The following is a 13504-nucleotide window of genomic DNA, read 5'->3' as shown; positions in this document are numbered from 1 at the left end:
GACAGCAGCAGGGATTGGCGCTTCGATTCGAAGTCAAAGCGCCGATCGAGCGAAGAAAACGAAAACGCCCGACGCGGGTCCAAAATGGCTGGCAGTCGGGCGTTTTTTTCAGCTTTTGCTTCCGTGCAGTCGACTGTAATCGCGGTTACGCGAGGCCCTGCTTGTGGAGCTTCTTGAGCACTTTGACGAAGGCTTTCATCTCGCCGGGTGTGCCGAGCGTGAGGCGGTTCCACTCGACAAAGGGCGGGAACGGACGACCGACCATGACGTGCTCGGCCGCCATCGCCTTCGTGTATTCGCCTTCGGCGCCCTTGACCTTGTGGAAGATGAAATTCGCCTGCGAAGGCAGATACGCGATGCCGAGTTCTTCAAAAGCCTCAACGACGACCTTGCGCGAGAGGTTGACAGCTTCGAGCGAGAGCTTGAGATAGTTTTCGTCGCGAAGCGTTGCGCTCGCGGCAACGGCTGCGGCGACGTTCGTGTTGTCGATAGATTCGAAGTTGTTCACGTCGGCGGCGACTGACTTTTCGGCGAGCCCGTAGCCGAGGCGCAGACCCGCGAGCGCATAGAGCTTCGAGAACGTGCGCGAGACGACGAGGTTCTTGAGCCCCTTCTTTACGAGTTCGACGGCCGAGACGAAGGCGGGGTCGGAAACAAATTCCGCATAGGCTTCGTCCATGAGAAAGAAGACCGGGGCGTTCGTTCGGGCGGCCTCTTCGATCCAGGCGTTGATTTCCGTCGCGGGCGTGATGATGCCGGTCGGATTGTTGGGGTTGCAGAAGTACACAATCGAGACGCCGTCAAAGGCGGCTGCAGCAGCCTTGAGTGCGGCAACGTCGATCGAAAGCGTGTCCTTTTTGAGAACGACGTCCTTCACGGGAATCCCGAGCGCTTCGGCATAGGCGGCCGCAACGCCGAAGGTCGGCACGGGTTCAAGGAGCTGCACCTTCTCGCCAACCTTCTGAGCTTTGTGCACCTGGGCTTCGATCACGGCCTGGATGACCTCGGACGAACCGTTGCCGAGCGAGACGTTTTCGCTGGCAAGGCCAAAATGCTTGGCAATGTCGGCAATGACGCCGCTGCGAACCGCATCGGGATAGCGGAAGGCTTCGCCCATCGACTTGGCGACGGCTTCTTTGGCGCTTGCGGCCATGCCGAGCGAATTTTCGTTGAAGTTGAGAAGCAGCGGCTTCTCGGCGCTCGGAACGAACTCTTTGAGTGCGCTCGCGGGAAGCGCGGATTGACCTGCTTCGGCTGCTGCGGCGACCGTAGCGGCGCTCGCGAGCGAACCGGCGATGGCGCCCGCAAAGGTGCGAAGGAAGAGAGAGCGGCGCTGCATGATGTGTTTTTCCTTTTCTAGGTTCTGCTTCTGGTGTGACTGAAAAGCTCTTCGCCTCGGGCAGAGGTCGGCGCAATGCGTTTCGAAGAGTCGTGGGAGGAAAGTTATGCCGAGTCGCCCAATCGTGCACGTGCGCGAAATACGACAAATGCCTGAGGCGGTTTTGGCGAAGTCATGCCGCACGAAGATGTTTCTAATCGGTTGATTTTCTGCGAAATTTTGTTAGATATATTGTCGACTAATACCCGCTTTCTGTTGCTCGCGATGCATCGGATTTTCGGCCCCCATATATGGACGCCTTGACGATGCCTGCCGTCGTTCGACGGAACGAAAACTTGCCAAAAAGCGCTCGAATCGTAGAAGATGACCCTTTTGATTACAGGCCTTTCGTCGAAGCGGCTGTTTCGAAGTTCGGGCCCAGAAATGCAACTCGAGAAGGACGACACGGATGCGATGCGCAGAAGAAAACGACCGACGCACGGACGCGGTGGCGGCCGTCGTGCGGGACGGCCGGGCGTCGTTCGCGCGCATGTGTGCGCCGCTTTGCGTGCTTCTTTGTGCTTCACTCGCGCTCCTCTCACCAGGCCCTGTCGCAGCAGTCAATGATGCGCCGCCACCGGGCGAGACAGCCGACGCGGTCTCTGCGGCGACCTTCGATATTTCCGACGTTCGGTCGCTGCGCTTCAACGAAACCGAGGATTTTTACTACGAGCGCTTTCGCTCGCGCAGTCAATCGACTGAGCCGCCGAGGCCGGGCGACTTTCGCGTTGCCTTCGAAGAAGTGGGTACCGACATTGCTTACCGCCAGAGCGTGGGGCCGCTCCTTGAGGCGCTCGAGCGTGCGTTTCCGGAGAGGCGCGTCCATCTCACGTCCATTCCGTCGCGCGACTTCGTGCGCGAAGTCACACGGGAGCGCATTCCCTTCGTGATTGCGACGGCGGGCACCATGGTGAGCCTCATGATGGCGGAGGGCGCGGTGCCGCTCGCTGTGCGCGAAAACGAGCGCGATGCGCCGGCAGGTGTGAAGACCGAGCCCGTCGCCGGAGGACTCCTGATTGCGCGCGCCGACCGCGCCGACATCACCGATATTGCGAGCCTTTCCGGCAAGCGCGTTGCGCTCGAGAGCGTCGTCTCTTTCGGCCCTTGGCAGCGTCTGCAGGGACGGTTGCTTGACGAAGGGTTCGATCCGAATAACTTTTTCAGCAGCGTCTTTTGGCGTCCGCACGATATGCCCGAGGTCGTCAACGCCGTCATGCACGGCCATGCCGATGCGGGCCTTCTTTCGAGCTGCGTTTTCGAGACGCTCGTTGAAGACGGCCTTATCGATTCGACCGCCCTGAAAACGGTGGGCGAGTATCCGTCGGCGCCAGGGAGCTGCCGCACGAGTACGGTGAAGTTTCCGGACTGGACGATCGGCTACATGCCGAGCGTCGGCAACGACGAGCTGCGTCGCTTTGCGGCGGTTGTTTTCGGCGTGCCGCCAAGCGCAGGCTACCGCTGGGGGCTGCGTGTGGATCTGAGCGGCGTGCAGAATCTGATGCGTGCACTCCATTACGGTCCTTACGAGTACCTGGACGAGCAGACGTTTTGGGGAACGGTGAAGCGCTACCGCAACGTGCTCCTTGCTGCGGCAGCCGTGTTCCTCGTGCTGCTTCTGCACTGGCTGCGCGCCAATCACCTCGTGCGCATCAAAACGCAGGCGCTACGCGAAGCGCTCGCGGCGCGCGACCGCATGGAAGCGGAAGCCAAAGTCACGCGCGAACGGCTTTCGGCGATCGAACGCGTCGGGCTTTTGTCGCAGATGAGTTCGATGTTTGCGCATGAGTTGAAGCAGCCCCTGGCGTCGATCACGAATTACATCGGCGGCCTGAAGCTCTGGAATAAAATGCGGCAGACAACGCCCGAAGACCGCGCAATGGCCGAAGAAGCGCTCGCCGCTGCGGGCGACGAGGCGCGCCGCGCCGCACTTATCGTCGAGCGCGTGCGCGGGTACGCTAAGTCGCAGTTCTCGCCCTTGAAGCCCGTCGACTGGACGAAAGCGCTTCGGCGCGCAGCGGCGATCGTCGAGCACCACGACACGAAGCGCGTCCCGATTCTCTTTGCGGCCGGGGAATTTTTCGCCGTTGCCGAAGAGGACGACCGCCCCGCGATGGTCATGGGCGACACGGTCGAACTCGAGCTTTTGGCGCTCAACCTCATCCGCAATGCCGGGCATGCGGCCTATTCGCAGCGCTCGGGCTTCGTCAACATTTCTCTCACGCGCGAGGACGGCCGATTGGTGCTGCGCGTAACCGACAACGGCCCGAAGCTCTCCGAAGAAGCTTTTGCGCGGCTCACGGGCTACGGCGAGTCCGTCAAGCGCGACGGGCTCGGCATCGGACTCTCGATTTGCCGCGGCATCGTCGACCGACACGGCGGCACGCTGCGGTTCCTGCAGCAGCCGACCGAAGGGATCTGCGCCGAGGTGACGATTGACGGGCTCGAGCGTTTTGAGGCGCAGTCTGAGGCCAACGGCATCAAAACCATCAAAGACATCGAAGTTGGAGAGACGCATGCGCGCGAGGCAGCACATGCGCCGAAGGAAGAGTCATGACAGCGAAGATCGACTGCATTCCGCTCGTTCGCATCGTCGACGACGATCCGGAGCTTTTAAAGAGCGCCGCTTTTCTCGTGAGGATGGCGGGTTTTGACGTCCTCACGTACGAATCGGCGGCGAGCTTCCTCGCGCTCGACGACGGCTTGCGGCCGGGCTGCATCATTCTCGATCAGCGCATGCCCGGGATGACGGGGCTTGAGTTGCAGGAGGCGCTCGTCGAAAAAGGGTCGACCACGCCCATTATCTTTCTCTCGGCGCACGGCGACATCCCGATGGCGATGCAGGCGGTGCATCGCGGTGCAATGGACTTTCTCGTCAAACCCGCCGATCCCGAGGTGCTCGTCGAAGCGGTGAAAAGGGCCGTCGCCAAAAGCGTTGAGGAGGCGCAGGCGGCCGATGAAACCGAAAAAGGGCAGAACTTCGTCGAAAGCCTTACTGAACGGGAACTCGAAGTGGCTCGACTTGTCGCTGAGGGGCTTTTAAACAAGCAGATTGCTGATCGGCTTGCGATTTCGCTTGCGACCGTCAAGATGCACCGCGGCAACGTCACGCGTAAGCTCGGCGCGCGCAGTGCGGTTGCGATTGCCCGAGCGCTCGCGCATGCCGATGCAGCGGCCGTGCAAGGCAGAGCAGGCGTGAAGGCTTAATAAGCAGGGTGTGAGCGTGACGACAAAGAAAAGTACCGCGAGAAGACGGCTGCTCGGCGCTGCCGGGGCGGCGGGCGCCCTCTGGTGCACCGGGGCCGTGCCCATGGCCGGATTTTCTCAAGCGCAGACAGTGTCGGCTGTGCCGGACGGCGCATCTGCTTCGGCTCCAGCCCCCGCCGCAGTCTCGGGGGGACGATATGCGCACCTGCGTGAAACGGTCTTTGATGTCATCGTGCTCGGCGCGGGCGGTGCGGGGCTCGCTGCGGCCGTCGCCGCGCGAGAAGCGGGTGCAGCGCGCGTGCTCGTCCTCGAAAAAGCGGCCGTTGCGGGCGGGCACGCGATGGTTTCGTCGGGCTCGGTGAATGCCTACGATCCCGAAGGACAGGCCCGCATGGGTCGAAGCGACTCGCTTGAAGCGTATTTTCGCGACACCTTCGAAGGCGGCGGGCGCGCGGCGGACCCCGAACTCGTGAGAACGCTCGTCGAGGGGAGCGAGTCCATGCTCAGGTGGCTCGCCGACATGGGCGTAGCTTTCGATCCGGTGCTCTTTGAAGCGTACAACGCCCTCTATCCGCGCTCGCACAGAACGACTTTCAGCCGCAGCGGCTACGTCTACGTGCGCGCGCTCATGCGGCGAGCCAAGGCGCTGGGCGTAGCGGTCGCCTTTCGGGAGCGTGCCGAGCGCTTCGAAATGCGCGACGGGCGTGCCCGAGGTGTTTGGACGCAGAATGCCGAGGGACTCACGACACTCTGGCGTGCAAAAGCCGTGGTGCTCGCAACAGGGGGCTTCTCGTCGAGCATGGCGCTTCGTCAGGACTGGGCGCCGAAGCTCGGAAGCCGCTTCGGTACGACCTACAGCGTTGGTTTTCCGGACGAAGACCCGGCGACGGGCGACGGCATTCGGATGGCCGTTGCCGAAGGCGCCGCCCTGCGCGACATGGATGCCGTGATGGCGATTCCTTTTTGGGGCGGGCGCGTGCTCGACTATCCGGGCGCGGAGATTTTCCTCTCCGTGATCGGCCGTCGCTTTACCGACGAGACCCGTTCGTGGGAAAAGGTGCTCGACGGTCTCCTTGAAACGGGGTTCCCCGATTTCTGGGTGGTGACCGATGCCGCCAGCCGCAAGGGCGCGACCTTTGCTACGAAGGTCCAGCAGGGAACCGTACGAAGTGCCGAGAGTCTAGACGCGCTCGCCGACGCGATGTCGATTCCGCGCGAGCGCCTCAAGGCCGAGATGGCCCGCTACAACGAAGCGGCGAGAACGGGGATTGATCCCGATTTCGGGCGCAAGCGCTTCACGCAGACAATTGAAAAGCCGCCTTTTTATTTCGGACGCGAGCGCTTTGATGTGCACTACACGTGCGGAGGCGTTGCGATTACGCCGCTCGCGCAGATAAAGCGCGACGACGGGACCGTTTTGCCGGGGCTCTTTGCTGCGGGCGAAGTGACGGGCGGTGTGCACGGGCGGTTTCGTTTGGGCGGCAACGGCTTGACGGACGCCTTCGTTTTCGGGCGTATTGCCGGCACGAATGCGGCGAAGTTTGCCGCCCGAAACTGAGCGTGCGGCGGACGGCGAATCGGTCGGCTATCATGCCCTCTTCGACAGATTTCCGAACAACGCTTGCAGCATCTGGACCACCATGTTTCTCGACCGCAAATGCATCATCTTCGACCTCGACGGAACGCTCATCGATTCGCTCGGCATCTGGAGCCAAGTCGACCAGGCGCTCATTGAAGAGCGCTCGAGCGAACACGTCAAGGTCACTGAAGAGGCCGCTTACGAAATGCGTGCCGAAGCAATGCGCCGCTACGGCGAAGGGTCTGACGCTTATCTGAAGTTCTGTGCGGATCTGAAGGCCAAGTTCGGCATGCCGGGCACACCCGAAGAAATTCACGCGCGCCGCTACGACATCGCGCAGACGTTCTTGAGAACGCGCGTCGACTATCGGCCCGATGCCGATAAGGTGCTCGAAGCATTGAAGCGCGCGGGACTCAAGCTCGCACTTGCAACGACCACGCGTCGCCGCAACGTCGACACCTATTCGCGCGAGAACGAAAACTTGCGTGCCAAGGCGCCCCTCGACGCGTTTTTCGACATGATCGTGACGCGCGACGACGTCAAGGCAACGAAGCCCGATCCGGAAGCTCACCTGATGATTCTTGAGAAGCTTGGTCTTGCCCCCGAAGAGTGCCTTGTTGTCGAAGATGCGGCGCCCGGCATGATCGCAGCTCGTGCGGCGGGCATCGATTCGATCGTGATTTCCGAGCGTCACGCCGAGGGCGAGCGTGAGAAGCTCGACGCGCTTGCCGTTGCGCGCTTTGAGGACCATGCGGCTATCTTGGCTGCGATTGAAGCGGAAGCCGCAGCCCGATAAAAGACGAGCGAACGCCGCGCGTGTCCGCGAGGCGTACCTGATGACACGGCTTTTCGATAGTTGCACAAGTTTTCATTTTAAATTTCAAAGAGTAAGCAACTCAATCCTTAAATGCCGCATCTTTGCTTCCCTACAAGGAAACGAAAAACAAGATTCGCCCGAATCGATGTTTGCGCAACAAACCGTCAGTCGCTTTCGCGAACGCGACGCGAAATGCTTACGATGAAGACAAGCGGTCTCCAAGGCCTGCGCTTGGCGCGCGGACGGTCCCGAACCGGCGTTCGCCGCGCACGGCTTTCCGCCCGTTTGAGGCGAAGCCGGAGCTTTGCGTGCCGTCGATACCTCCTGGCACGGTGCGCCTTCGGTTGCTCGCGTTAGGTCGACCGCTTCTTTCCCGCGGCGGGCTCCTTCCTCCGCCTATATCCCGTGAGCCCTCCGTGGGCCTTTTTTGCTCAAGCCCGAACTCACAAGTGAGCCGCGGCCGATCGGCATACGCCGCTTTGTGCATAATGAAGCATTGATCCGCACATTCACAAGCGGTTACGTTCCGAAGCGCTCGGGGCGGGCCGATTACGCACAATGACAACTACTGACGACATCAGCGGCGGCGCGCGCACTTCGATTGCTGTGCGCCCGAGTCTTGCCGACGACGGCGTTCTCTCTTCGCTTCTTGCGTACGCCGCGGGCGACTTTCTTCATGCGTTCGCCGCAAGCGACGAGGCGCCAGCCGAGGAGATCGGACAGATCATCTTTGGCGTGGCGGGGGTGCTTCGCGGCGAGAGTGAAATCGTCGATTTGCCCGAGGGCTGGGATATCGGTGCGGTCGGCGCACGTCTGCGCCCGGGACTTGCCGCCGCGATCGAAGCGATGCCCGAAGAAGACAAGGCGATTTTTGCCGCCGACGAAGAGGTGGTCGTGCTCGCCATTCATCTCTTCTTCGAGACGCTTTACGAGGCGGCCCATTCGCGCGGCGTTTTTGCCGGCGAGGCCGGGGAAGATGCGGTGAACGCTTTCCTTGGCGACCCTGATACGCTCGCCGAATTCGACTTCTGGGCCGATTGGCTCCTCGGCAAAACAAAGAAGGGACCTTTTGATGACAACGAATAACGAAGCGGCCAAGCCCGAGTGCGTCGTTCTTGATGAACCGGCTTTCGAGGCTTTTCTCTGCGGCATCGCCAATGAGGTGTTCGCCAACGTGCTCGCCGTGCGCGCGGGCAAAATGAAGCCTGCTGAAGCGGCCGAGCGCGACGACGCGAACGTTCGTAATCTCGCGCGCGTCCTCATGAACGAGCACGATCGCATCAAGCCCGATCTGCCGCTCGTCGGGCCGAAGCTCGCCGAAGAAATGCGAAAGAACATCCCTGCGCTCTTTCGCAGCATGCCGGAAGGCGTGGATCCGGAAAACCCGCGTGCGGCGCTTGTTCACGCTTCGCGCATGTTCCTCTCCGAGATCTACACGATGATGCGCGCCTTTGTCGCCGAAGGCGACAAGCTTTCGCCCGAAACCGTGCGTGAGCGCATTGAAGGCTTTGCCGCCCTTTGGGCGGTGCGCTTCATGGGCGACACCCCTGGTCGCTTCAACTGATTCGTCCGCGGAGGTACCCGATCATGCGATGCAGCGACTGTCGTCCCCGCCGAGGCTGCGACGGCGGATGCGGCGACTTCAGCTCACGGGCGGCACGCCGTCCGAACCTCCTTGAAATCGAGGTCGTTACGCAGATCTTTCATGCCGCGATGCGCAACCTCGTCGCGCGCGATGTTGACTGCGCGCGCGGCCTGCTTTCGGCAGAAGACATTGACGCGGCCGACGACAAGCTTGTTCATTGGGTTGCGCAGACGTTTGGCGGCCGCAACAAGCACTTTGAAGCGAGCGACGAGTGGCACCCCGAGGGGCTCGCTCGCCACATTCTGCATGTGCTCGCTTCACCCATGAGCGGCTCGATGCCTGTTGACGACGAAGAAGTGCTCGAGCGCGCGGCGAGGCTCTTCATTCGCGACGTTCGAGCGATGGCAGGCCGCCTCGCGGGATCCGCACTTGCCGACGCCGGGGCCGTTGCCGAGAGCGATCCGATGGCCGAACTCGCAGAGCGCTGGGCGCACCTTTTTGTCGGCGCGCCTGCCGGCGATCACCTCGGCTGAATGTTTTCAGCAGATCGCTCTCACTGATGTGCGCGGGTTGAAAGCTCGGTGAAAACGAGTGCAGGCCCGCGCTCTCTTTTCGGCGTCATGCCGCGCTATGATCAAAGAATCCGCTTCCCGAAAGCACGGGGCGAAGATCGCCGACGGGAAGCGCCGAATCCACACTTTTCTTTTTCGGAAGCATCCATGCTTTTTGGGGATCTTCAATCGTTCCTGCAAATTCGCCCGGGCTCGGGCGTGCTCGAGCAGGGTGACGACCGCGTGATGACGCCCTTTGTCATTCCGGGCGTTGAAACGCCGATTTCCGTTCTTGTGCGCAGAATGCCGGGCGGACTCTTTTTCGTGCACGACGGCGCTGCCGTTGTGAAGGCGGTGCGGGCCGCAACGGACGTACTGCATTCGCGTATTTTCAAGTCCATTGAGGCCGCTTGGATCGATGCCGGCACGCAGCTCGACGAAGAAGGCCGCATTTTTACGATCGCTCATGATGAAAAGGGGCTTGCCAATGCCGTCGCGCGCGTGATTGAAGCGCAAATCGTTTTGGGCGCTCTCGGTGCAGCCATGCAGGCGCATGAGTCCCACGGCGAGGCCGCAGCGGGCGTTCACGAGGCACACTGAAGATGGCGCAGCTGCCGAAGAATCTCGACGACGCGGCAATGGACCGCCTCATGCGCGGCCTCTCGCCCGATGCGCTGCGCGCGCTTCACGCGGTCTCCGAGATGCGTAATCGTCCGCCTGAGGACGTCCTGCGCGACGAAATTCGCCGCTATATCGAGGACAAGCTCCCGCCTGTCGACGTCGAAGGCATCATTCACGCCATGGCGGACCGCTTCTACCAGTTGGGCTACTTTTGCGGCACCGCCAAGCGTCTCCTGCGGGAGTGGAATCAGCACTCGTGAGAAACATGGCCGCGAGACGGCCGTCCAAAGAAACGAGCCGCCCCCGACCTTAAGCAGTTCGGGATGCGGCTCGAATTGTTTTCTGGGTTTGAGATGAGCGCTCGTCGATCGGTCAGGATCCGGCGGCGGTGCCGTTATCGGCCTTTTCCGATGCTTCGACCTTGAGGCGCTTGAGCTTTGCGGAGCGGCGCTGCATTTTCATCACCGAGAGCGTCTGCAGCACCACGGAGAGGCCGATGAGGCCGAGCCCGGCGTAGAAGGAGGCGCCGAGTTGGCTGCCTTCGCCGAAGATGATCATCGCGAGGATGATCGAATAGATCGGCTCGAGGTTGTAGGTGAGGTTTACCGTAAAGGCCGAAATCTTTTCGAGTGACTGAATCTGCAGGAGGTACATGCCGATCGTGCAGAAGCTCGCGAAGATGACAAGACAGCCCGCGTCAAAGAGCGTGGGAATGAAGGGCTCTGCGGGCATCAGCCAGCGGTAGAAAGGCAAAAGCACGAGCGCAGCGGTGAGCCCGCCGGCAAGCTGCCAGTTCATCACCGTCACCGACGAATACTTGGCTTTGTATATGCGGAAGAACACCGCAAGGACGGCTGCCGCAGCGGCACTCGCCAGTCCGAAAAAGATGCCGAGGCGGTAGCGGGTGTCGAAGTGAAAAATGAGCGAAATGCCGATGATCGTGAGAAGCGAAAAGGCGATTTCCTTGAGCTTGACGCGCGAACCCGTCATGAGGGGTTCAAGGAGCGCTGTAAAGAACCCGATCGAAGAGAACGTCACGACGCCGATCGAGACGTTTGAAGCCTTGATCGCCGCGTAAAAAAGCGTCCACTGAATCATCAGGAGCGCACCGACACCCATGATCCCGATGCGGTCGCGCTTGGTGACGGCTTCGAGCTTGCCCGTCAATCGCGTCCATGTCCAGAGGAGCGCACCTGCAATGACGATTCGCCAAAAGACGATGAGCCCCGGGGAGAGGGAGATGAGTTTGCCGAAAATGCCGGTCCAGCCGGCCAGAATGACGGAGAGATGAAGCTGAAGGAAAGCCTTCTTCACGATGAACTCGCGTGGCGCAGGTTGAGGTTGCGCGGCGCAGGGGCCGCCGCAGAAATCGGCATATTGTGTCGCATCCGTTCCAAGTTTGCCCGTCTAAAGCCGTCGACCTGCGGCTTCTTTGATTTTTCGCGGATTTTTCAGCCGTTTGTCATCGTTGCGTCACATTTGCGCTTAGACACAATTTGACAAATTTGTTTTCGAAAGTTCACGTTTCTATGAGACAATAGAGGCGTAGAGAAAAAGGATCGGTGACAAACAAGAAAGAAAAGAGCCGTTTCCCTCCTTAAATGAATTGAAGGGAGGTACATCATGACGACGTTGAAGAAGAATGGTCCGCATCGCGAATGGGGTCGTTTGGTTTTGTTCGTCCTCTTTCTCATTCTCCTCGCAGCTGTCCTGAAAGGTATGGGTTGGTGCATCGGCGGGGTGTGCGAGATCGGTACCGACATGCTTCTCCCGTAAGTTGAGAAACGAACGTGGTAGCTGACGGCGATAGCTTTCGAACAGAGAGAAAAAAACAAAAATACCGAATGAAGCGGGGGCGCGGCGAACAGGCGCCCCAGGGTGGGGCCGCAGTCGACTTGAGAAGGTCGGTGCGGCTTTTTGCATTTAGCTGCCCAGCAACGAAAATCCGGTGCCGCGCATCCATTCACGGCACCGGACTTCTCTGACGTTCAGCTATCCGTGAAAGCGCGCCGCAGCGGGCTTGACGCCCGGCAGCGCGCTTTCGTTTTGCGGCATCAGCGTTTCGCGACTTCCATGCCGGCGATGCGGCCGTTGACGATGCAGTCCGTAGTCGCGTTCGAACCGAGGCGAACGGCGCCATGCACGCCGCCCGTGGCTTCCCCCGCGGCGTAGAGGCCCGGGATCACCTTGCCGTCGACATTGACGACTTCGGCCTTCGAGGTCGTGTAGATGCCGCCCATGGTGTGGTGAACCTTGGGCGAGAGGCGCGAGATATACCAAGGACCTTCGGTTTGGGGCTTCAGGTTCGGCTCGACGACGGGGCGCCACGGGTCCTTGCCCGTTTCAATGGACTTGTTGACTTCGTCAACCGTTGCCTTGAGCGCGTCGAGCGGTACACCGTTGGCTTTGGCAAGCTCTTCGAGCGTGTCGTACTTGAAGACGACCTTCGCTTTCAGCTGCCGCTCGAGCATGCCGGGGCGCTTCACTTCAAAGCTCTCCGCCGCCTTTTTGTCGCCCACAGCTAGGCACTGGTGTCCCTTGGCAAGGCAGACGAAAATCGCGTCGGAGCGGATCTTGCGGTCGGCAAGTTCGTTGACGAAGCGCTTGCCCGTCGCAGCATCGATCCAGAATCCGAGCGCCTGTACGTGGCCCGACCAGGCCCAGGCAAGGCCGAAGCCTTTTTCGTCGGGCGAGGTGTACGGCAGGCACTGGATCCAGTCGTTCTGAATCATCTGCGCGCCGATGCGTGCGGCGGCACGCCAGGCTTCGCCCGTTGCGCCCGGATGATTCGTTGTCTGGAAGTCGGGCGTGAGCTTCGGATCGAAGAGCTGACGATAGACGGGGTCAGCGCCGAAGCCGCCGTAAGCGAGCACGATGCCTTTCTTGGCGCGGATGGTCTTGGCTTTGCCGGAATTTTCCGAGCCGAAGCGATAGCCCTCACGCACCTTGAGGCCGACAGCCGTGCCTTTGTCGTCAAGAACGATCTCGTCCATGATTGTGCGGGTGCGCGGCTTGACGCCGAGCTTTTCAAGTGCGGCGAGCTGCTTGCGGATGATTTCCGAACCCGAACCGTTGATCGTGAGGAGGCTGCGCGCGACGGAATGACCGCCTTCGTGCGGCATATAGTCGTCGCGGAATTCGACGCCGAGTTCATCGACGAGAAGTCGATAGGCGTCGTAGGCCGATTCCGTGAGCGCCTTCACCTTGTCAGGATGATTCATATGGAGGCCCGCCTTGAGCATGTCTTCCGCCATGCGTTCGGGCGAGTCTTCGATGCCGAGCTTCTTTTGCATCTCGGTGCCCGGCACGCCCATGATGCCGCCGTTGATGACGCTGTTGCCACCCGTCGTCGGCATCTTTTCGATGATGAGAACGTCGGCGCCCGCCTTCTTGGCCATGTAGCCGGCCATGAGGCCCGCAAACCCCGAACCGACAACGATCACGTCGACCGTTTCATCCCACGAAGCGGGAACGGCCGCATGCGCCGCGCCGGCTGCGAGCGTCGCGGCGCCCGCAGCGGCGCCCGCGATGAAGTGTCTGCGAGAGATGACGTTGGTCATACTCCACCTCCTTTTGTTTGACGAGTATTCCGTTTCACAATAGGGCCATCGATGCTTAACTGTCATCGTTGAAAACGCGAATCGCCATGCAGCTGCGGCAAGTTCGGTTTTTGCTGACGAAATTCGATCGAATGAAGGCCGACAAAAAAGAGAGGAGTCCTCTTCTTGCAAAGCGGCCGAGGAAAAAGCGTGAAAGTGAGCGCTTATTT

13 protein-coding genes are annotated in these 13504 nt (G+C 60.8%); 10 read left to right on the top strand and 3 right to left on the bottom strand.

Annotated features, from left to right (window positions below; genetic code table 11):
* Positions 1-145: 145 nt before the first annotated feature.
* Entirely contained in the window at positions 146-1339 is a 1194-nt protein-coding gene (locus H6A60_RS05840) for a pyridoxal phosphate-dependent aminotransferase (protein ID WP_205102472.1), read from the bottom strand.
* A gap of 448 nt (positions 1340-1787) precedes the next feature.
* Here H6A60_RS05840 and H6A60_RS05835 point away from each other — a divergent pair, with 448 nt between their 5' ends.
* The 9 genes from H6A60_RS05835 (at position 1788) to H6A60_RS05795 (ending at position 9995) form a co-directional block, all read left to right on the top strand.
* The gene (locus H6A60_RS05835; protein ID WP_205102471.1) at positions 1788-3932 is read left to right on the top strand and encodes a sensor histidine kinase; all 2145 of its coding nucleotides are present in this window, start codon (positions 1788-1790) and stop codon (positions 3930-3932) included.
* Complete coding sequence (locus H6A60_RS05830; RefSeq protein ID WP_205102470.1) at positions 3929-4582, top strand: response regulator transcription factor; 654 nt, start codon at positions 3929-3931, stop codon at positions 4580-4582. The genes H6A60_RS05835 and H6A60_RS05830 overlap by 4 nt, the downstream gene beginning before the upstream one ends.
* A 16-nt stretch (positions 4583-4598) precedes the next feature.
* Complete coding sequence (locus H6A60_RS05825) at positions 4599-6140, top strand: FAD-dependent oxidoreductase (RefSeq protein WP_338054842.1); 1542 nt, start codon at positions 4599-4601, stop codon at positions 6138-6140.
* Complete coding sequence (locus H6A60_RS05820) at positions 6124-6957, top strand: HAD family hydrolase (RefSeq protein WP_239477614.1); 834 nt, start codon at positions 6124-6126, stop codon at positions 6955-6957. The genes H6A60_RS05825 and H6A60_RS05820 overlap by 17 nt, the downstream gene beginning before the upstream one ends.
* Before the next feature lie 579 nt (positions 6958-7536).
* Entirely contained in the window at positions 7537-8064 is a 528-nt protein-coding gene (locus H6A60_RS05815) for a hypothetical protein (protein WP_205102469.1), read from the top strand.
* Positions 8051-8542 (top strand): hypothetical protein, encoded by a 492-nt coding sequence (locus H6A60_RS05810; protein ID WP_205102468.1) that lies wholly within the window; start codon positions 8051-8053, stop codon positions 8540-8542. The genes H6A60_RS05815 and H6A60_RS05810 overlap by 14 nt, the downstream gene beginning before the upstream one ends.
* Positions 8543-8565: 23 nt before the next feature.
* Positions 8566-9096 (top strand): hypothetical protein, encoded by a 531-nt coding sequence (locus H6A60_RS05805; RefSeq protein WP_205102467.1) that lies wholly within the window; start codon positions 8566-8568, stop codon positions 9094-9096.
* A 186-nt stretch (positions 9097-9282) separates the two neighbouring features.
* Positions 9283-9714, top strand: coding sequence for a hypothetical protein (locus H6A60_RS05800; protein ID WP_205102466.1), 432 nt, complete (start codon positions 9283-9285; stop codon positions 9712-9714).
* 2 nt (positions 9715-9716) lie between these two features.
* Complete coding sequence (locus H6A60_RS05795) at positions 9717-9995, top strand: hypothetical protein (RefSeq protein ID WP_205102465.1); 279 nt, start codon at positions 9717-9719, stop codon at positions 9993-9995.
* A 112-nt stretch (positions 9996-10107) separates the two neighbouring features.
* On the opposite strand, the gene H6A60_RS05790 is transcribed toward H6A60_RS05795, so the two are convergent.
* The gene (locus H6A60_RS05790; protein ID WP_205102464.1) at positions 10108-11049 is read right to left on the bottom strand and encodes an EamA family transporter; all 942 of its coding nucleotides are present in this window, start codon (positions 11047-11049) and stop codon (positions 10108-10110) included.
* 309 nt (positions 11050-11358) lie between these two features.
* On the opposite strand from H6A60_RS05790, the gene H6A60_RS05785 reads away from it, so the two are divergent.
* On the top strand, positions 11359-11511 hold the full coding sequence (locus H6A60_RS05785; protein WP_205102463.1) for a hypothetical protein: 153 nt from the start codon (positions 11359-11361) through the stop codon (positions 11509-11511).
* 278 nt (positions 11512-11789) lie between these two features.
* On the opposite strand, the gene H6A60_RS05780 is transcribed toward H6A60_RS05785, so the two are convergent.
* On the bottom strand, positions 11790-13295 hold the full coding sequence (locus H6A60_RS05780; RefSeq protein ID WP_205102462.1) for a flavocytochrome c: 1506 nt from the start codon (positions 13293-13295) through the stop codon (positions 11790-11792).
* Between the last annotated feature and the right edge of the window lie 209 nt (positions 13296-13504).

The sequence above is a fragment of the Sutterella massiliensis genome (assembly GCF_016899755.1).
GTDB classification, from domain to species: Bacteria; Pseudomonadota; Gammaproteobacteria; order Burkholderiales; family Burkholderiaceae_F; genus Sutterella; species Sutterella massiliensis.
This window is presented reverse-complemented; position numbering and strand designations above follow the sequence as displayed.